Genomic DNA, 21,356 nt, shown 5'->3' on the forward strand with positions numbered 1-21,356 from the left:
CCCTTTTGGTCAGTCCGTCTGGTATGGGCCCCGCTGCGGGGACGTTGAGGATCTGCGCGGAGGACGCACGGCGGCGGGCCCCCCCCCCCCCCCCCCGGGGGCCCCCCCGCCGGGGGGGGGGTTGGGGCGACCTGGCGAAGACTGGCCTGCAGGGTGCGGTTCGCTGCGGTGCCCGCCCAGGTCCACCAAAAGGCAGTTCCGCCACGAAGCGTGATAACTGTGCCTCCTGCGCTGACGTGGCTTGAGTGATTCTCGCGTTGCTCGGCCAATGCCCGCTGCGCGCGTCCGGTCAGCGTCACACCGCCCGGATCAGTACCGAGCAGCACTTCACGTACGCCTCTGCTGATCTCGAAGGACAGTCCACCGCCAGATGCACCCCACCGTGCCCGTCCGGGTAGATCGGTGAGTTCGACGAAGCAACGTCGCCGCGTCCAATCGATATGGGTGACCAGCCAGCTGCGTCCCCCGAGGAGTAGAACGCGAGGGCCTTCTGTCTCCGTTACCAGCAACTCGTCGGTGACGGTACCGATCTCCTCGCGCCCGGCAAGCACGGTAAATTGAGGAGGAGCGCTGAACACGGCGGTGAGGTCGGAGAAGTAACGGCGGCCGAATCGTCGTTCCGCCTCAGGGCCGATAAAGGCGAGTTCGCCATCGAGTGCAAAGTATCCGGCGTCGATGAGGTGGTGCAGGATGGCTTCCGCATCCGGCCCGAACAGGTCGAGGTCGCCCCACCACTCGCGCCAGCTTCGCGGCCCGATGGTGTGTTCTTGGAGTGCCAGGGCCAGCAGTTGCTGAGCCACGATATGCCTCGGCGCTACCGGTGGGCTGATCGGCTCGACCCAGTCTTGCGCCCAACGCAGCAGAAGTCCGGCTGCGTGCAACACGGAGCTCTGTTCGAGGCAAAGGAAAAGGCAATTCCGTGTGGTATCGGGACGACGCCCTGTGCGGCCGAGTCGTTGTAGGAAGGAGGCCACGGTCCGAGGCGCGTCGATCTGGATCACTCGGTCCAGGTCACCGACGTCGATGCCGAGCTCCAACGTGGAAGTGGCCACGATCACGCAATCCTTGGCGTCGCTGAACGCATCTTCCGATCGGCGCCGTTCGACAGCTGACAACGAGGAGTGTGACAGGAAGGTCGTCACACCGAACGCTCGCAGTGCGGAGCCCAGTTCTTCCGCACGGCGACGTGAGTCCACGAACACCAGGCGTTTCTCGCCTCCGTGCAGCGACGAGATGATCTTAGCGGCGTTCTCAATGGTGCCGACGTGATCGAGCGTGATATCCACATCCACCACGGCGTTTTCCGCTGTGGGCGCGACCACTTGTGCACGCCGGTGCGATTCGGCCCCTTGCAACCAGCGGAGCAGTTGCTCCGGATTACCGACCGTTGCTGACAGTCCGATCCGCTGCAGGGGACGTCCGGCGATTCTGGAGAGTCTTTCCAGAACCGCGAGAAGGTGCCAGCCCCGGTCGTCGCCAGCGAAAGCGTGCACTTCGTCCACGACAACCGCACGCAGTGACCGGAAGAACCATCGCGCGTCGACCTTGGTTGACACCAACATCGCTTCGAGGGATTCCGGCGTTGTCATCAGGATGTCGGGTTCAGTGCGCTGGATCTTGTCCCGGCGGCTCTGAGTAACGTCGCCGTGCCACAGCTGCGCGGAACGTCCGAGCCAGTTCGCGTATCCGTCGAGACGCGGCTCTAGGTTATTGAGCAGTGCCTTCAGCGGACACAGGTACAAGACTGACGTACCCTCCCAGTTCTGCCTGGCCATTCGCGTCAGCAGGGGGAACACGGCCGCTTCGGTCTTGCCGCCTGCGGTCGGAGCGAGTAACAGCGCATCGGAATCAGCCAGCACCGGCTGCACTGCCGCCTCTTGCAACGGCCGCAGTCCTGGCCAGCGCAGTGTACTGATCACATGGTGCTGCACGATCGGGTGCAGCTGCGCGAAGGCTTCTTCAGACATCGAGTTCGATATCGTCGGCGGTGCCCGCGCGTGCTTCTCGCTCGGTCGCGGTCAGCTCGTTGTCACTGATCCGGACCGGGCCTTCCTTGCGCGGGTCGAACGCCGGATGGTGCTCGAGCTTGTCCAGTACATCGACCAACTTGCGGAGGAAAATCCTCGGAGTGATCCCCACCTTGCCTCCGAGTTTGCCGGTCACCGAGGCGGCAAAGTCGGCGAGGAAAGCGTCGTCGACGGTATTGACGATCCGTTCCGCCTCAGGTTGTCCTGCTGCGTGGAGATCGCGTACTCGCCCGCCGAGCTCGGTGAGGCGATCGAGGGTAAACCCGGTGAGCCTGATCTGCGGTGCTCGTGGGTTGTCGAACATCGGGTTGTCCGGGAAATCGGTGCTCAGCCGTTCGGCGAGCGGCGGCAGCAACTGCACGCCTTGCCTGCCGTCGTAGAACGCCGGCGTGCCGGTGATGAGGAGGTACAAGCCGGGGAACCGGCCCGAATGCACCTCGTCGATCAGTTGGCGCAGTGCGTTAAGTGCTTTCGCACGCGCATCGCTGCGCACTCGCTGCAGCGTCTCGACCTCGTCGAACACCAACAGCAGTCCCGGGTGCCCAGCGTCTCTCAGTACGCTGAGCAGGCCCTGAAGAAATCCCAGGGCAAGGAAGTGGTCGAGCTCGCCCTTGATACCCGCTCGATGGCGCAGACTCGCCGCCACGTGCGGTTGACCTGCCAACCAGGCGGCCAGCCCATCGGCGAGTTCGGCGTCGCCCCCTGCGTCGGCTTGCCGGTAGGCACGTAGAGCCGCTGAGTATGCGGTGGCCGTAGAACCCAATGCGCTAAGGCGTTCCTCCAACAACTGATCTACTGCACTAGCCAAGGCTTCAGGATTGTCCGCGATGTCGGTTTGCTGGCTGATCGCGTCTTCCTCGAGCGCGTAGAGCCATGAGTCCAAGATGCTGCGGAAGGCGCTGGGCCGTTCGGCACTTGTGGCAAGCCGTTCGCAGAGCCTGCGGTAGACAGTTTCAAGTTTGTGCAGGGGGGTTTCGGTTTCCGAGATCTGGATCTCGGCGACAGCCATGTCTTTGCCCTTGGCGCGTTCAGCCAGCCAGCGGGATACGAACGTCTTTCCCGCGCCGTATTCGCCTCGCAAAGCCTTGAACTGACCTCCGCCGGAGATGCAGGCGTCGAGTTCCTCGTCGAAGTGCGGGGCCAGTCGGTCAATTCCGACAGCGAACAGGTCCAGACCGGATTCGGGTACGGTCCCGCGGCGCAGTGCAGCGAGCACATCACGCCTGCGAGCGGGACTCACTGCGTTCTGTGCGCTGGATGTCATGCGTTCTCCAGAAATTGGTCTTGCAGGAGGCCGATGTCCAGCAGTAGCGTCCGGCCGTTGTCCAGGGTCTTGAGCACTTCGTAGCCGTCCCGGTTGAGCACACGGGTGAGCACAGCGACGAGTCCACGCGGATTGCGGTTCGCCTGGCCCGCTGCGCGGGCGACGTCAGCTAGGGGCATCCGGTGGCCGTTCGCACCAGCCAGTGCGTCGACGACGTCGGCGAACACATCCGCTCTCGGTGCCCGGCTAACCGGGCGATGGGCTTGGGTGAACGTTTCTGTGCCAACCAGGCGTCGGCCGAGTGTCTCGTCGGAGATGCCCGGCTGTTCTCCACCCGGCGATGCGAACAGCGCGTCCTGTTCGGTCGATCGCTTGGGCTTGCGTCGCGGGACAGAAGCCGCAGCGACTGGTTCCGGTGGGGTGGACCGCAGCTCCGCCTCATGGTTGATCTTCCACCACGTGGGCGCGGTGGCTGCGGCACGCACGTGCCAGCCCTTAGGCAACTGGACATGCGCAGGCAACAGAGTAATCACCGGGATGGCGATTTCCGCCAATGTAGCTCCGCCGTGGTAACCGCGGGCTTTGTTCCCGTAGCGGATGTAGTCACTGGCTGCGAACACTCCGCGGCCGCCGTCGGTAAGCACACGGTTGCCTGCCAGGACCACCTCGTCCGGCAGTGTGGCCTCACCGGTGCGCCAGCGTGCTGCGGCCCCTGGGACAGAATGCACTTCGGTGCCGTGGTCCGGTACGTGTCCATGACCACTGACCAGCACGACCGCGCGTCCGCTTAGCCGTGCGTTCTCCATAAGCGCCCGAAGATGCTCGATTTCGTTCTGGCTCCAGCCGGTCGAGTTCGATTGCCGTCCAGCGGAGATGGCATCGTCGACCGTGCTTAGCACAACGCCGACGACCTGCTTGTGCCCGGTGTCGTGGGTTCCGGTGAGCGCGGCCTCCAGATCGGATCCGAGCTGTTGGCCGGCGCCGAGGTCTTCCTTGTGGAACAACGCAACGTCGGTGCTACGGCCCCAGAACCGGTGCTGCGGAAAGGCTCGCCGTTCGGTTTCCTGCGTCCCCGTAGTCAGTTTCGCGGCGAATAGGCTGGTGCGGCTGTAGGTGGTATCGGCCGGCAACGCGGCCAGTACCGCTTCGCGTTGTTCGGTGGGACCACGGACTGTTTCGTACCAGTGCACCTGATCGGCGTCGACTAGCTGGTCGGCGAGTTCCCCGGCCACGGCACCGGACATCCCGTCCACCACGATGAGCAGTACGGGCAGCTGCTTTGCCAACGGTGCGATGACCTCACGCAGCACGTTTTCGACGAGGACCGTGCTGCCGGGGTCGCGGTCGAGGCTGTGCGCAAGCCGCTTCGCAAACGACAGGTCGATCTCCCGCCGCAGACTCCTGGCCTGTCCACTGATTTCGTGCAATGTCTTGGCGATGCTCGGGTGCGGATCGCCGGCGCCTCGGGCACGGTTCACGGCGCGGTCGACCCAGGCGAGTTCGTTGGCGTGCCTGCGCAGTCCCTTCCCCACGTTGTCCACGACGAGGTCGGGGGAAGTGTGCATCCACTGCTTCAGACGCAATGCGCTGCGGAGTCGCTCAAGCCGCTCCCGTGCTACCGCGTCGGTGCGCCACATTACGTGTGCCTCGGCAAAAAACAGTGTGGTCGGGTTGAGGTCCTCCGCTGCGTCGACAAGACGCTGCTCGAATGCTCGGGGAAGCACGTCGCTGCTCGCGGCGAAGTGTTCACCAGCGTGCTCCTCGAGCATCTCGTCAGCGCGTTGGAGGTGTGTGTTGGCCGCGAGCGAATCTCCGGATGTGCGGGGGTTGGTCGTGGAGCTCTCGAGTTGAGATCGCACGAGTGCGACGGCCGTATTCGCTGCCTCACGGACCGCGTCGTCGGAGGGAGCGATCCGATGCAGGCCGCGGCTGTGCAGGTACCCGCCGTAGAGACGTCCTCCAGCCGCCGAGTCCTCGCGGAGCAGGACGTCAGCCACCAGCAGTTCGGGCAGCGGATTGTCGCTGGTGTACGCCAAGCTCAGGATCACCTTGGCTGGTTCGCCGAACTGCCTGACCAGCAGCGCTGTGAGTTCGGTGCGTTCCTCGTCGGGCAATGACTGCCAGCGCTGCGCGGTGTCCGGCCTGCTGAGCGCCGCGAGCAGCTCAGTCCGATCGAGCTGGTCGAGCCGTGCGCCAATGCGGTCCAGTAGCACGCAATCGTGAGCGTCGTCCAGGGTGAAGCGGTGTCCGCTCTGGGGTCGCAATTTGCCGGCTGCACGTAGCTCAGTGAGGGCCTCGCGCAACCACCCGGTCCGCGCGATCTCAGAGTCGTATCCGGGGCCTAGCGCCGACTGCAGCACCGTCGTGGAGCTGACGGAGTGCAATCTGTTGTAGACCAGCCGTGCGAGAAGACCGGAGTCGAGTTCTCGGTCGTCGCGGTCGGTGAGCACCGCGAGCACCGAGTCCTGGTCGCTGTCCCAGTCGACCAGTGCGGTGACAATCGACAACACCGACGGACACGCCACGAACAGCACGGAACGGCCTTCGATGGTGCGTCGCGGTTCTCCCGGCCAGGTCGGTGCGGTCGCAGTGCGGATGCCGATGGCCAGCGGGACGGTCTTGGAGCGTGTGTCCCTTATCAGTTGCTCAACCCGTGCTTCGGCAGCCTTCTCCAGCACTGTGCTGTTGCCTGCCAGTGTCATCGGTCGCTCTCCGCTTCGGGGTCCACGACGCTGATCTCGACGCGGTAGGTCACACCGGGGTGTTCTTGAGCGAACTCGTCGAGGGCGTGCTTGATCGAGTCGAGATCACCACTCGCGGTGCTCGTGGACGAGCTACGGGAGGGGGTGGCCGGGGAAGAGGGGGTGTTCGTATCTCTGACGAGCTCTTTCTCGATCAGAGCCACGGCCTGCTGCTTGGTGGAGCCCAGCGCTTTGGAAAGCGAGCTGACCCGTTCGTCCAGCGCCGCGGTCTCGTGCAACGACCGCAACAGCTCACCGGCCTGTGGGGAGCGGAGGCGGCGAAGTTGCCCGATGACCGACCAGTCGGCGTTGCGGATGGCTTCGGCGACTTCCGCGGCGGTGCTCAGGGACTTGAGTAGCACGTATTCGTCGACGTCGAGCGGATGGTCGGCAAGCTGCCGCACCAGTTCCACTGGGTCGCTGCGCTCAGCAAGACCGGAGACCAAGTGGCTGGCGGCGACGGCAGTAGCGTAGCGGCCCTTCGGTTCCGTCAGGTCTAGGCCGAGGTTTCCCGCGTGGGCTTCCAGCGCGGACACCAGGGCCGCTGTCGGTTCCACGTAGAGCCGGATCGTGTCCCGTTGCCGTGCGAACCGGTTTACCGACCGAGGAGAGAGCACCCCTGGCTGGGATGGGCCAGAGAACAACAGCTGAGCGCGGCGGGTGGCCTCTTCCCACTGCTGTTCGGTGGGCAAAGGCCGCTGCTGGAGCACCATGTCATTGGTGATGCCCTGTACTTCGGGTGCTTCGATGGTCTGGCCGGCGCGGGTCCAGGTGCGGTGTGAAAACTCAGCGAACGCCGCGATGAGAAGGTTCTCGACGTGCTCGTGCATGCCCTCTTCGGACAGCGTGGCGCGGAGTGCCTTGACGCTGAGCTCGCGGTGCGCGCCGGTGATCACGTCCTGCCGGTTGAGGCGCTGTTGGAACTCGTTGAGCCAGTAGCGATTCAGCGAGAACGCTCCGTCGAGCTCGTCGCCGAGCTGCAGGCTGGTACCGATCGTTCGCAGCGTTTCCTGGAGTTTCTTGTCCGTTACCTCCGCACGGTCCCCGATGGTCGAGTCCAGCGCGCTGCGCACGGTGTCGAGCACCTGGTTGAGCTGGGTCCGGGTCACCACAGCGCGCTTGCGCGCGGGATCCAGGTTGGGATGCTTCGGGTGGCTGTACTCGTAGCAGCGATCCGTTAGCTGGGTGAGCATGTCGGCGAAGGATCGGCCCGATTCAATGCCGGGCTGAAATCCAGGTGCGCGAGTGACAAACTCCGCGTCCCAGGCTGTTTGCACGTGAGTGGTGTCGGACGTCAGCCCGTAGGCACGGCGCAACAACTGTCGGAGGTACTTCTCCAGCGAGCGCTCGTGGTTCCCGAGCAGGTCTCGGGCACGTGCCCGGTCTTCAGCTCCGAGGTGGGTGGCGACTTCATCGATCCGGTCGCCTTCCAACAGATGGCGGATCTGCACGAGACGGCCGATCTCCCGTCCGGCGTCAGCGGTGATGTGCCGGGGTATCCACACTGCCGTCCAGGCGTCGCCAGGCAACGTCTGGACGCGGTGGGCTGCCTCGCTCGGTGAGTGGTCGCCGGCGTCGAAGGGGTAATCGAGCACGACCCGCCACCGACCGGGCAGACTTGGCTCGAACGCTTCGTCCGGCACGTCACCACGAACGCCGCCGACGACGATTTCGACGACGCGTTCACTTCCACGCCAGGCGATCTTTTGCTCAACCGCACCATGACTGTCGGGGTGAACACCAAATTCTGCGAGCAGGGCGTCCTTGACCAGCCGTCGGCGGTCCCCAGTGTTGTCGACTCCTGAAACCCGGTCCAATAGGGATTGGATGTCGATGCCGACAAGTTCCAGGTGTACCGACGGATCGTTGCCGTCGTCTCCCACATGCAGTTCCGCCACTTGACTGTCGAGCTGCTGCAGCCGACGTGCGGCGTTCCCAGCTTCCCCACCGGGCACTGGTGAGGTGATCTCGCCGTAGTTGAGGGCGTTGAGCCTGCTTACGGTGAGTCCGCGCAGCGCGGGAACGTCTGGGACAAGCGCGGCCAGCAGCAGTGTCTTGATCAGCCGGTCAGTCCCACGGAAGGTATCGACTCGCCGCTGCACGTCACTCTCGTTGTCGACCGCGGCGACCTGAGCTTCGGTCACCCCGGCGTTGCTGAGCATTTGGGGACGCAGCGTGCCGGTATAGAGGCTGCGTGCCTTGTCGAACTCGGACTTGAGCCGTTGGGTGAACGGGGAGTCGTTGCCGTCGGCGATGGCGTCAAACAGGTCACCCAGCGGCACGAGCTGGCCGAGCCGCAGGGTGTCGCGTCGGTCACTGAGGATGATCTGCATCAGTTTCAATGCAGTACGTTCCCGTTGCAGCGCCGAGGAAACCTTGACGAGGGTGTCCATGAATGCCGGGCTGAACGGGTAAGTCTTCGCGAATGCGGCACCGTTGTCGGAGCCCAGGAGCACGTCGCGGACCGCCGTGGGCAAGTTGCCAGTCCGTTCGAACGCCGTCCGCAGTTGGACGCGCGTTTCGTCGCTGTGCGGTTCGAGCACGCGTTTGGCTGCGATTTCGGGAAGGTTCCCGTCACCCAACGTGATCGTGCCGAATCTGGCGTTGCCGTAATCGAGCTGGTCCTGGAAGGACTGCTCATCAGCGCCGGTCCGCATCGACGTGGCGAGTTCGCTGAGGTTCCGCTGCCGAGCGATGAAGCTGATGACCGGGATGGCTCGACTGGCGTCGTTGGATTCGACGAGCTTGGAGACCTTCGCGGCTTCCATGGTGGCGCGGGTCTCGTCGGCCATCAGCCCAGACAACCACAGCACCAGCTCGTCGAGAAAGAGAACCAACCCGGAGTAGTTGAGCGACCGCGCGTGCCGGGCGATTTCTTGCAGCCCAGAGTCCAATGACACGAACGCCGACGTTTGTCCCTCTGTCGCGCGGTCGTAGTCAGGTAGGAAGGTCGCGACAACAATGTTGATCAGCAAGCGTGCTTCGAGCGAGTCCGGTTTGCTAAGAACTCGGTCGAGCTCCTCGGCCGTCCAGCCAGAACCTTCAAGATTGCCCCAGCCCGCGTCCTGTCTGGGTGCTGGCAGTTGGGCGAGGAACTGCTCGTCCCCCAACGTGTCGCGCAACTTCTGTACTGTCCTGATGTCGTACTGCGCCTTGTACACCATGGGCAGCGGTTCATCCGGGTGGTGCCTACGAATGTGCCGGACGTAGCCGCCGAGGATGCCGTCTTCAAGCGATTCCGAGCCGATCAAGTGGAGGGGCACCAGCATCAGCTTGTGCTGGGGATCATCCAGCCATTCGTGCTGGTGCAGCAGCTCCGAGACCCCGTCTTTCGCGCGGGCGTCGGTGCTGCCCTGCAGCAACGCGTGCAGCACGGCCATGAAATGGCTCTTACCGGAACCGAACGAGCCGTGCAGGTAGGTCGCCTCAGAGCGCTGCTTCGCCAGGGCCGAGCCGATCAGGCGGAGCGCTTCATCGAACGCCTGCTTGACCTCCGTCGTCACGACGTAGCTGTCGATGACGTTCTTGCTCTGCAAGACGCCTTCGGAGAGCTTGACGACGAAGTCTCCGGAACTGACCCGTTCCGGGATCTTGATGAGGTCCCGGAGCAGGGGCTGTTGTTCGCGTTTCGCCCCGGTCGGCATTGCTGTCTTCCCTCCCCGTCGGCTCCCGCAGCTACGTACCGATGCGACCGGGGCCGACCCCCTCTGGGCTGTTCAGTCGACCGTGACTCTATCTCGCAGCCCCAGTGACTGTCCGCGGTGGCGCACGGTTTCGAGCTAGGGACGTGCAATTACTGGGCTGAACGGGTGATGAGTGCTGACTGACACCAGCCGAGGCGACGTGCAGCGCGCAGACAACGCACCTTCTTTCCGTATTTGCCCACTGGTGTATATCCGGTCGCCGATTACCTGAATTATCTATAACAGAATTGGACACTTCCCCACTCGGCGGCGACGGCCAAACGGAGGCCTCCTCGTAGGCTTTGATATCTATACGCGCCCCGGAGACGGCAAAATCATTTCTTGGCGCGGGCCTTCCTCGGTAGTGGGCTGGTGTTAACGCGGGCGGTGGGCGTCCACTCGGCTAGTTCGGCGTCGGCGAGGTTCCCGGCCAGGTGGGTGTCCAGGAAGCCACGGTAGGTGTCGTAGGGGGTTTCGTAGAAGTCGGGGTCGACGTCGGGGTGCCACTGCTTGACCCACGGCAGCAGTTCCCGCAGACCCGCCAGCATCGGGACGAGGCGGTCGAACTCCCAGGCTTCTTCGGTGGAGCGTTGGTTGATGAGGATCGCCAGCGCTTGGGCTTGTTCGCGGTGGTTCCAGCCGGCCCAGCCCAGCAGCAAGCTGCCGTCGTTGTCGCGGCTGGCAGCCGGGTAGGAAAGGAAACGTTCCTTGGGCACGTCGAGCTTGCCGCGATGCCGCCAGTAGGAGTTCTTGGCGAAGTCGCTGGATTTGTACTTGCTGGGAACCGGGATCTCGCCGAGTTTTTCCTTCACCGCTTCGCGCACTTTGGGATGGGTGACTTCCTTGCCCAGGCGATCGGCTATGCCGTCTTCCCGACGTTGCAGGTCCCAAACGTGTTCCCATTCGGCGCGCAGCCGCAACCCGGAGGGCTTGTAGCGGTAGGCAGCGAGAAACGGAACGTGCTCCACGTCCACCAGCGCGCCCAGCACGTCGCGCAGGCGTGTCTCAGGATCCCCGAAGACGTGGCCGGCCCACAGCGCCGCCACGGATGTGAACTGCTCGTCTTCCCGGAGCAAGTCTGTCAACTCCAGCACGCTGCGCATCATCGGCTGCACGTAGCCTTGCGAGTCCTCGTCAAACCAGAAATCGCGATCTTCCAGACGGTCAAGCAGCCAGGTCCGCAGAGCTCGTTGCTCCTGCGACTCCCAGCTTTCGGTGTTCCACCGCCGCTTACACTCCGGGCGCTCGATCAGCGCCAGGTCCCGACGACGCTCGATTAGCTCGATCCGTGCCTCGACGACCTTGCGGTAGAACTCGGGCCAGTGCGCGGGCAGATCGGTGACTGGGGTCGACCCATGCCGCGCGAACCACTGTGTCTCTATCTCGCCAGCGGCCATCTTTCGCGCCAACACAATCTCGAACGCGCGCTCACCCAACGCGATCCCCGGCACGCTCTCGGGGTCGTCGATGACGACAGCGAGGGCCTCTTCGTCGTTCAGGAGGCCGTACCGCTGGTAGACGTCCCAGTCGAGCTCTTCCTGCTCGGCGATCATGCGATCACGGAGGAGAATATATTGTTGGTTCGCGGAGGACAAGCGGCTGGCTGTGGGAGTGGCCTTCTTCGCCAGCGTTTCGGGAGAGATGTTCGTTAGCTTTTGAGCGAGCGTGTCCAGTCGGCGCGCGCGATCGAGTGGGCAGGTGGCGGGTAGAGGAAGTTCTTGGATCTTGGTTCCGGTGAACTCGTAAAAGTTCTCCCAAGGCATCGTCGTCTGACGAGCCCCTTTAGTGTCTACCGTGCTGCCCTTGTTGTGGCTGACCTGCTTAAGCCAAAAGCAAGCGGCGGATGAGTTGAGGATACCAAGAATCTCTAGGTGCTTAGATTCGCGGTTCTCTGACCCCGTGATGTTGATGACCACATTCGCGTGATTAATTGCTTGCGTCTGGCGATGCAGAGCACATCTAATATGAGTTGACACAAAGTTATATACGAGTCGACAGCTACCCTTGGTTCTATTTGGATAAATTTCCCTAGGCTCCCACCAGTCGATATTCGAAATTTCCTCGATGGGCGTTCCGAATCTTTTTCGTCGACGCAAAATTGAGCGCCTAGGCCAGTGCCACTTCTTGATTTGAAAAAGCTGAGTTCCGGATATTTTTCCATAATTGACGCTATAGGGCCATGGGATGGACAGCTTGCTCGAGGCAACCCATTCAAGGATATCCTCGCCCCGAATGAAATCTATACAATTCGCTGGACCTCTCCCTTGGAATATATGCGCCGGACAGGTGAAGGCGTCATCGTTGCCCGTGATAAGTGCCGATCCTGCGCTCGCTATATCCCCTAGGGAAATTGGCGAATTACACCTAATCGTGTTCGTTAGCTCATCCGCTCCACCGCCGCTGAGAGACCAAGGGTGGCTGCTAAAGCGCGCGCGCTCTACGTCGGCAACACTTACCCACTCCGACTCGCTGCCCGTAGTGTCGATCTGTTTCAGCATGGCTTGCCAGACCAAGCCTTCGGCTGGGTTTTCTGGCGTAGAGGGCTCTCCCCGTATGCCGAGAACGGCGCGAATTGGTGTCTCATCGAAGGGCCAAGTACGACGACCGAACAGAATAACGGTTGGAGTGCCATGTCCGGGAATGTAGGCTCCCGACGTGTCAATAACGTGAGTCAGATTAAGTTTTGGAAAAAACTCCGTCACAAGTTTGACGCCAAATTCACGTTTCATAAAAGCGTTCGAGGTTATCTGTCCGACAAAGCCCGATCCTCGGCGATCCTCGTCTGCCTGTTTGGCTAGCTGAAAGAAGCGCTCCGCAAACGGGACTGTGAGTTGATATTGCCGATATGTCGTCTTATAGAATTTGCGGTACATCTCGTTCTGCTTGGAGTCCGAGACTGTGATGTAAGGCGGGTTTCCGACCACGGCGTGATAGGTGCCGCGTTCAAGAAGCCGTTCCGCTCCATAGTCGGTGATGTCTTCCCAGTCATTGGCGCGTTCATCGACTTGGTCAAACAGGCTGTCCTGGATTTCGGGATCGAGCAAGGAATCCCAGACTGCGACAGCCATGCCCCAGCTTTGATTCTTGGTCTGGGACAGTCGAGTGATGCCGACGTACTGCCAGGCCGCGAGCATAAGGCGGAAGCGTGCGATAGCGATGGCGAAGGGGTTCACGTCGACGCCGTGCACGGAGTCGAGGGCGAGGCGGGCGATGTCCGTGCGGTCCTTGGCGGGAGCATGTTCTTCCCAGGCTTCGAGCAGCCGGTGGAAAATTCCGAGCAGGAAGTGGCCTGAGCCGCAGGCCGGGTCGATTGTGCGGAGCCCCTCGAGGCCGAACTCGCGGATCGCGGGTGTGAGGGTGTAGTCGAGGATGAACTCCTCGACAAACTCAGGAGTCTGTAGCAATGCGTACTTGTCGCGTGCTTTAGCGGAGAGGTCTTGGTAGAGATCGCCGAGGAAACGAGTGTCCCAGGTGTCGCCGCCATCGGTGAAGTCGTGTACCAGTCGGTCGCCGTCGCCGGTGCGGATGCGCCAGAACTCGACCAATTCGCGCGCGGCCGTCTCGGACGGGGTGAGCCGGTAGACCGGGTTGTGCGTCTGGTTGAACAGCAGCCGGCCAGCATCGGAGGACCTGAGGGTAGCGAAACCTTCCTTGATCCAATCCGCGTGGGTGTGCAGCCGGTGCGCTGGGTCACGGAAGTACCGCACCTGCGCGTCCTCGGCCTGTTCCCGTCGTTCACCGGGCCCAGATAGGTGCGGGTCGATGAGACCGTTGTCCTCGCACCAACGCACGAACACCGTGCCCAGCACCCACGCCACCGCACCCTGCGTGACCAAGTCCTCGCGGTAGGCGGACTCGGTAGCGGCGCTGCGGTTCGCCTTCACCGACTTTTGCCACTGTCCGCGCACCCAGTCGCGCATCTCACCGGGCCGTTCGCAGCGCTCGCGCAGGTCGTCCTCAAGATTCTTCAGGACGGGTTGCAAGTCGGCCAGCAAGGCTTGTGGGTCCAGCCGCGAACCGCGCACCTCGGTCTCGGAGTGATCAGCACCAGTCACACCACCACTGTATGTTTCGGTCACCCTCGGTGTTACAAAACCCGGAACTCTGCCACCGGCCAGGCTGGGAAGCCCGAACTGAAGATCGGTCGAGCCCAGAGCCCGCGACGAAGCGTCGCCGCGCTACGGGGAGAGCCGGCCGGGCACACCGACACGGATCGAGCCTATCCATCCCAGGTAAGTGATCAAATTGGGTGACATCGCGTGCACTCGCGACCGGCGTCGCCTCGATCCATAGAATTGAGCCCGCCGGGGTCGGGCCGCCCGGCACGTCGAGAGGAGTGGCATGGACGCGGACTCCCCGCGCTGGCACGAGATGACGCCGTCGAAGTTCGACCACGAACGCGCGGGTCTCGCCCACGTCCGCAGCCTCTTGCCAGACCACTACCCGTTCGAGGCGTGGAGCAATTTCACCTTCGTCTCCAAGCACGGGCCCGTGTACGAAGTCGATCTGCTGATCGCCACCCCTGCCGGGCTGCACCTCGTTGAGCTCAAGCACTGGGGCGGGACCCTGACCAGCCCCGACGGGTCCTGGCTGTTCCTCGAAAACGGCAGGCGGCGCAGCCGAACCAATCCGCTGCCGCTGGCCAAGTCAAAAGCCGAAGAGCTCAAAGATCGCCTGGTAAGACAGTTTCAGAAACGCAAACTCCGCGGCCGTGTCCCGTTTGTCACAGCCTCGGTCCTACTCACCAACCCTGACCTGCGCTGCGAGATCGACGACAGCGAAAAGCGTCTCCACCTCTACTCCTTGAACGAGGCCCGAACCGGCCTGCCCGGCATCCAAGACCTCATCGACCGCGCACCGACCGGACAGGTCAGCAACGACTTCCTTCGGAATGCGCACAAGCTACTGCTGGGCGTGGGTATCAAGCACTCGGTAGCGGCAGAGAAAGTCGGAGCCTGGCGACTCAAATTCCCGCCATACGAAATCGGTCCGACTTGGCAAGACCACCACGCCTGGCGCGAAGACGTCGATAATGACTACCGGCGGGTGCGGATCTATCCCTACGAAAAAGACAAAAGCAACGAAGCCAAACAACGGCGGGAATCTACGAAACGTGCCGCACGGCGCGAATACGAAGCCGTCATCGGGATCGACCACCCGGGGCTGCTGTGTCCGCAGGACTTCGTCGACCACGAGGCCGGCGCTGCACTGGTCATCCCGCAAGCCGAGCAGTCCCACCGCCTCGACCACTACCTCGCCGAGCGCTGGCCGGAACTGGACCTCAAGACCCGAGTCGGCATGATCCGGCAGGTCGCTGAAGCAGTCCGCTACGCCCACGAACACCGGCTCGTGCACCGAGCACTCACCCCACGCGCAGTTATTGTGGAGCCCACAAACGGCGACTCGCTGCGCCCTCACTTGCGCGTCGGCGAATGGCAGGCTGCTGCGCGCGGCGTGTCTGGCTCAGACGAGCGCAAGATCGCCCCCACCTCACACGTCGCCCAACACCTGCACCCCGACAGCGCTGCCTACCTTGCACCTGAAGCCGAGGACCACGCCGACGGAACCGTTAGCGTTGACATGTTCGGCCTCGGCGCTATCTCTTACCTCCTACTCACTGGGCGCGCTCCGGCGCAAGACCGGATAGGGCTGCTCAGCAGGCTGCAAACCGAGCAATGTCTGCGACCATCCTCCATTGTCAACGGACTGCTCGACGAGCTCGACGAACTCGTGGCCGCCGCCACCCGCGCCAACGTCGTCGACCGCACCGACAACGCCGACGAGTTCTTCATATACCTCGAGATGGCCGAGAAAGAACTCGCCACCGAAACGGTCATCGACCCGTGGGACGCAGAACACGGCACGGTGCTCGACGGGGACAAGACCGTCGTCAAACGCCTCGGCACAGGCTCGTCTGCCCGAGCGCTCCTCGTCGAAGACCGCTCCGGGTACCACCTCAGTGTGCTCAAGATCGGCCGTGACGAGCGGTCGCACGACCGTCTACGTGACGAGGGCATCGAACTCGATGGGCTCCGCAGCAAGCACATCATCGGACTCCGCCGAGGCATGTTCGACCTCGGCGGCCGGTACGCCATCGAAATCGACTACGCCGGCGACGAAACCCTCGCCCACCGCATCCGACGGGAAGGGTTGCAGATCGACGAACTCCAGCGTTTTGGCGACCAGCTTCTTGACGCCGCTGCCGAGCTGGAAGCTCGCAACGTTTTCCACCGCGACATCAAACCCGACAACATCGGCATCAGACGAGAGCGTAAGAAGGCCGACGAGATCGTCCTTTTCGACTTCTCGCTGTCCGGGGTGCCGCGCAACGATGTGGAAGCTGGCACCCGCGGCTACCTCGACCCGTTCCTCGGGGAGGATCGGCGGCCAGCCTTCGACGGCCACGCCGAGCGTTACGCCATCGCCGTCACCTTGCACGAGATGGCCTCGACCGAACGTCCCACCTGGGGAGACGGCGGCACCAACCCCCGGTTCGATGCCGAATGCGAGTTGAAGCTCTCACCAGAGCTGTTCGAATCCGACTACCGCGAGGCGCTCACCCGCTTCTTCCGCCGCGCCCTGCACCGCGACACCGCTCACCGATTCTCCGACATTGCCGAGATGAAAGGCGCGTGGCAGCGGGTTTTCAGCTCGGCCGAAGAGCAACTGCCCGCCACAGTGTCGCTCAGCGACAGCGAGAACGTCGAGCAGCTGCGCGACGAAGCCGCCGAACGCGTCGACCGCGACACGCTGCTACCGAACTCCGGGCTCACCCCGCGAGCCATCGCCGCGGCCCGTCGGCTCGGTGCGGACAACGTCGGAGAACTACTCGGCCTTCCCTTCTCCAGCGTCACCAGCGCACGGGGACTGAGCCAACGCACTAGGAACGAACTCACGAAGCGGATCAAACAGTGGCGCGAACTGCTCACCGCGCGCACGAATGCACCTGAGCGGCAGGGTGTCGCGGCCGAGGAGGCCACCAACGGCCGGGTCGACCTCCGGGACCTCGCAGCTCGACTGGTGCCGTCTGCGACTAAGAAGAACACGAACAAGTCCGTTATCACCCGACTCGTGCTCGGCCTGCACAGCGAAGAAGGGGTGCTGCCCTCCGAACGGTGGGCCACCCAGACCAAAGTGGCCCAGCTGCGCGGATGCTCTCAGCCGGCCGTGTCGAACATCCTGCGAGCCCGGTGCAAGGAGTGGGCGGCTGAACCCGGTGTTGGCATCGTCCGCGAGCACGTCATCGCATTGCTGCTCGACTTGAATCGGGTGGCCACCGCACACGAGCTTGTCACGATGCTGGTGCCTCGCTACGGAGTCCAAGGTATCGAGGACCGGGAGGAACGGCTCGCCTACGGTTACGCCGCTCTTCGTGCCGTCGTCGAAACCGAACAGACCAGAGAAAACCCCCGCTTTACTTACCGCCGCCGCGGCGACCAGGTCGTCGTTGCCCTCGAAGTCGACGAGGACAACGAGCCAATCGACATGATCTCAGCGCCGAGGCTGTACGAGATGGCGTGGGCGATCGGAGAAGAAGCGCGCGAGCTCGCCCACGCCGATTCCCTCCCCACATCGACAGCTGTCGTCCGCACGCTCGAAGAACGGGCACAACGCGCCACCTCCTACACCGTCGGAGAGCAGCGTTTGGTGCAACTTGCCGCAGCTGTGGGTGGGGTACTACTCAACGCACGTCAAGAGCTGTACCCCAAGGACATGTCGTTGACGAAGGCGTTGTGGCTCGCTCGTGCCGGCGCCGGGCTTCCCGCGGATGGTGTCGACGGAAAGGTCATCGCCCGTCGACTCGACGGTAGATTCCCCGGACTATCCCACCGCTTGCCGCGTGGCTCCGCTCTATGTGCGCTGTTGAGCGAAGCAGGCTTCGATGTCAAGTGGAACGAGCAAGGCAAGATCGTCCCGCCCGACGCGACTCCCCCCACCTATGTTCGTCCCAGCTCAGGCACCGCCACCGCAGGTGGCCCGCGAGGAACAGCCAGTGCCAATGTCGAAGAACGGCTTAACGAGGTCGTCCAGCGTGGCGGGATGCGGCTTTTGACGACCGGAATGAGGGAATGGGGGCAGGCTCGCATTCATCTCGGCGAGGTAATCGAGGCGCCTGTCGTCAACGTCAGCAGTACTTTCGTAGCTACCTTGCGCTCTGTCATGCACGAAGTCGGCATCACGAACCCGGAGATCGTCTCTGCTGCGGATGCGGCAGAGCCCGGGACCCGGGATGCCACAAACCTCAACACCCTGCTCAAGCGGGTGTTCGCCGCGCTGGAACGGCAATGGCTTGGAGTACCCGTTCTAGTGCTGGACAGCACAACTCCGCTTAGCCGATACGCCGAAGGGCGGAAGATGCTTAACCGACTCGGTGACGCCGCTTGTTACGGCACGGACGGAGACGGCCTTCGCTCCCTCATCATCCTCGTTGCGAGCTATGAACCCGAAAAGCGTCCTGCCGAGCCGTTCATCACCAGCAGTGAGCAACATGTTGTGCTCCCGCGAGACTGGGGCACGCCGTCGGCCATGCCCGCGTGATCGACCCGCTGCCTCGTCAGAGCCAGTCGGTGCCTGAAATAGGCTTAACAGAGCGCGAATGGTCCACTGATCATCTTGTGAGGCGGGGAGAAAACGGCGACGCTGCCACCGTGCGAGCCCTCGCCACGGAACTCCCCGCCTACCTGGAGTCGTCGAGAACCATCGCCCACGGCACAAATGGCAACGTCGGCGAACCGCTCGACCTCAGTCACGTCACGCGCGCACTCCAACTCTCGCTGGCGCGCACTCGGCAACGACAACGGACCAGGCTCCGACTCCGAGAGGCCGACGGCCCGCTCGCCGACGCCCACCTCGACCGCCTCACGAACGAAACGGCAGGACGCCAAACCGGAATCGGCGACGCCGTCGCCGTCCAGCTCGCCGAGCAGCAGCGCGACAGCATCCACGCCCAGCTCAAAACACCCGTCGGTAACACCATCAACGCAGACTGATTCACGACCGATCAACGGCGGCCTCCTTGCATGCCACAAGGCAAGGAGGCCGCTACCGTGGCGCGAGGGAGGAGCCGATAGTGGCTCGGCAAACGCTTTATCACTTCACTTCCCAGTACCACCTTTCGAAGATCCTTGCGTCTGGGAAGCTGAATCCCACGGAGTCCAACATCGGGTCTGCAAACCCGATGCTGAAGCCGTACGGCACGAACGTCGGACCTAAGGTCGTTTGGCTGCTGGACACCCCAGACCTTGGCGACCACTCTCACGGCCTCCGTGGGTCGTTCTTCGACAAGACAGCGGTTCGGATCACAGTAACCACCACACGCGCGATCCGGTGGAAGAACTGGAAGTGGACCAAACGCATGAACCCGGAATGGAAGCGCGACCTACTGCGTGCAGGCGGAGGAATGTCGGCGGCTGGGCGCTGGTGGGTCGTAGTCGGCTCTATCCCGCAGGCTGAGTTCGCCCGGATCGAACAACGAGCGAACTGAGCACCAGCGGTGGACTCCGTAGTGAAGAACCGCGCGCCGGACTTGTAAGAGCAGTTGGCAGAGGATCGACGCGCTACACGCGTACGGAGGGGCGCATCCGATCGCCTAGGCCACCACCGGCAAGATCGCCGCAGCGCTATCCCGATGAACAAACCGGCCAGCACCGCCGAACGGCCGGAAGCCACCGAACGGTAACGGACTGGGACAGCAACCTCGAGGGACGCATCCTCAGGCCACCATGCCGGCCAGCTCGCCGGATATGGCACCCTTATCCGCACCGATTTGGCACACCAGTCGCATGGCTGGCCTCCGCCCGCCTTCATTCCGCCGAGCTCGGCGAGCAGGGGCAGCCCCTCGCGACGACCGTGCTCGTCTCGGTCGCCGGCGCACTGATCTACGCCGCCGCTCGCCGACTGGAAACCTGCCCGGAATCCGTCGCTCGCCAACCTGCAAGTCGGCACGACCCGAGCACCGAGCTACCAGCAACGGCCCCAACCCAGTCAGCGATAGAACAGCTCCGTTTCCGGCACTTTCCGGGAGAAACGGGCGACTTTCTATGTACAGGACACGTACCGTACGGCAGAGAAGAAGGACTAACAGGGAGAACGCGTTCGGATGCTGTATTTCTCGCAACGAGCACTGAATGAGATCGATGATGTGCAGTACAGCAGCAACAGCACGACGATCGTCTCGGTTGCGAAGGGGATAAGCGCTTCGAGGGCGACGCAGATCAGTCTCGATACACCGGGATCGACGGACAAGGTGGATTTCGCGCTCCGGAGAGCCAAGAAGGTTCGCCGCATCAAGCGGAAGGTACGCCGCGTATCCGACCCCGGATGCATCTTCGATCTCCGGGTCTCAGGATTGAAGATTGGGGTCATGCCGTTCCTCTGGTTCGGTGACCGGGGAGAGCGCCTACCGAACAAGGCTCGCGTGTTCTGGGCGCAAGCTCTCATTCCCCCGTCTCGCTGGCGGTCGAACCTGGGCGCCTATGAATTGATCTTGCTTGGTTCGTTGGACAACGTGGTGAACGAATCGTGGGTAACTCGGGAGAACGAGCTGAAGATCGGCCACTCGTACCCGTCTGACCCGTCCGTACTTAGCATGTTAGTGCAGCATGAGCTTGGATTGACGAGTGATGAAGTCCAAGAGCATCTTGAGAGCGTCCGCAAGTACGAAGTTCTCGAAGAGGGCCGCTACGCACGGTTCGCCTCGAAGGAGACCGAACGTGCACAAGAATCTGCGGACACCACGGAGATGGACTCGCATGCCCGGAGCTGGGAACGCCCTCGTCCACCAATCCGAAAAGCTCGCGTGGTCGGAATCGTCAGCGATGTTGCAGATCGCATCGTGCTGGCCAGGCCAGTTCTGGTGCAGGATCTGACTTGACACGCGAGGTGCAGCGGGGCAGGCATCGGCCATCCCACAGGGCGCCAGCGCACCGCCCCCGGCCTTCTGGCGCCTTCGGGTACCGAGCCAGCTTCGACGATCTGCGCGGCAGCTTCGTCCACACGGTGAGTGGAGTTATCTTGTGGCTAGTCACCACTGGGTCAGGCGTCGCGCGATTCCCACTTCCGAAGGTGCGGGGGGATATTGAGGCCAAGGTAGTTACGGGCCATCTCATTGGAGCTGGCACCGCCTTCGTGGACTGAGTAGAGCAGGCCGAGATAGACGAGATCCCATAGCTCTCGGTTGAGCTGCAGATTGTTGATCTGCACGTACAGCTCGTTCCCGTGGCGGTCCTCGATGTCGAGGTAGTGCGCCGCGCCGCCGACGGTGACGTTGACCTTGGTCAGCTCATAGGTCTTGATCAAGCCTTTCTTGCCGTAAATCAGCCAGTCGGCACCCGCTGAGATCCGGATGTTGCGCCCGGCGAGGAGGAAGATGAACGGCCACGGGATGATGAACAGCCACAGCCACCACACCGTCATCCAGCCGAAGCCGAAGTCACGCCAAGTGAAGTACGCCACCATGATCGCTACTGCGATGGCACCAAATGTCAGCGCACGACCTCGGGTCGGATAAAACCACTCCAGGATCGGCCCCTCGCCGTCCGGCGGCTGCGAAACCTTCGACAGACCGTGCTTGTGTTTGTCCTCCGCCACCTTCCACCCCGGCTCCAGCGGAGCACGTGGTGGGCGCGGCTCGCCAGTTTGG

General features: G+C 63.0%; 10 protein-coding genes. 4 read left to right on the plus strand and 6 right to left on the minus strand.

The window, feature by feature from the left end:
- From MOQ72_RS39165 to pglX, 5 genes are all read right to left on the minus strand, one after another.
- On the minus strand, nt 1–1,967 hold a 1,967-nt coding region (locus tag MOQ72_RS39165), incomplete at its 3' end, for a DEAD/DEAH box helicase (protein ID WP_242191029.1).
- Nucleotides 1,960–3,291, minus strand: coding sequence for a BREX system ATP-binding protein BrxD (brxD, locus tag MOQ72_RS39170; protein WP_242191030.1), 1,332 nt, complete (start codon nt 3,289–3,291; stop codon nt 1,960–1,962). The genes MOQ72_RS39165 and brxD, both read right to left, overlap by 8 nt.
- Nucleotides 3,288–5,993, minus strand: coding sequence for a BREX-2 system phosphatase PglZ (gene pglZ, locus MOQ72_RS39175; protein WP_242191031.1), 2,706 nt, complete (start codon nt 5,991–5,993; stop codon nt 3,288–3,290). The genes brxD and pglZ overlap by 4 nt, the downstream gene beginning before the upstream one ends.
- Nucleotides 5,990–9,676, minus strand: a complete 3,687-nt coding sequence (locus MOQ72_RS39180; RefSeq protein WP_242191032.1) for a DUF6079 family protein — start codon at nt 9,674–9,676, stop codon at nt 5,990–5,992. Before MOQ72_RS39180 ends, pglZ begins: the two co-directional genes overlap by 4 nt.
- 374 nt (nt 9,677–10,050) lie before the next feature.
- Nucleotides 10,051–13,770, minus strand: coding sequence for a BREX-2 system adenine-specific DNA-methyltransferase PglX (gene pglX / locus MOQ72_RS39185; RefSeq protein WP_242191033.1), 3,720 nt, complete (start codon nt 13,768–13,770; stop codon nt 10,051–10,053).
- Nucleotides 13,771–14,056: 286 nt separating this feature from the next.
- On the opposite strand from pglX, the gene pglW reads away from it, so the two are divergent.
- The 4 genes from pglW to MOQ72_RS39205 all read left to right on the plus strand — a co-directional run bounded on the left by pglW (nt 14,057) and on the right by MOQ72_RS39205 (nt 20,588).
- The gene (gene pglW, locus MOQ72_RS39190; protein ID WP_242191034.1) at nt 14,057–18,253 is read left to right on the plus strand and encodes a BREX system serine/threonine kinase PglW; all 4,197 of its coding nucleotides are present in this window, start codon (nt 14,057–14,059) and stop codon (nt 18,251–18,253) included.
- Nucleotides 18,250–18,705, plus strand: a complete 456-nt coding sequence (locus MOQ72_RS39195) for a hypothetical protein (protein WP_242191035.1) — start codon at nt 18,250–18,252, stop codon at nt 18,703–18,705. Before pglW ends, MOQ72_RS39195 begins: the two co-directional genes overlap by 4 nt.
- 80 nt (nt 18,706–18,785) lie before the next feature.
- Entirely contained in the window at nt 18,786–19,199 is a 414-nt protein-coding gene (locus MOQ72_RS39200) for a hypothetical protein (RefSeq protein WP_242191036.1), read from the plus strand.
- Nucleotides 19,200–19,814: 615 nt separating this feature from the next.
- The gene (locus MOQ72_RS39205) at nt 19,815–20,588 is read left to right on the plus strand and encodes a hypothetical protein (protein WP_242191037.1); all 774 of its coding nucleotides are present in this window, start codon (nt 19,815–19,817) and stop codon (nt 20,586–20,588) included.
- A 161-nt stretch (nt 20,589–20,749) separates the two neighbouring features.
- Here the strand turns inward: MOQ72_RS39205 and MOQ72_RS39210 are convergent, their stop codons facing one another.
- Nucleotides 20,750–21,304, minus strand: coding sequence for a hypothetical protein (locus tag MOQ72_RS39210; protein ID WP_242191038.1), 555 nt, complete (start codon nt 21,302–21,304; stop codon nt 20,750–20,752).
- Nucleotides 21,305–21,356 lie beyond the last annotated feature (52 nt).

Source organism: Saccharopolyspora soli, from assembly GCF_022678645.1.
Lineage (GTDB): Bacteria > Actinomycetota > Actinomycetes > Mycobacteriales > Pseudonocardiaceae > Saccharopolyspora > Saccharopolyspora soli.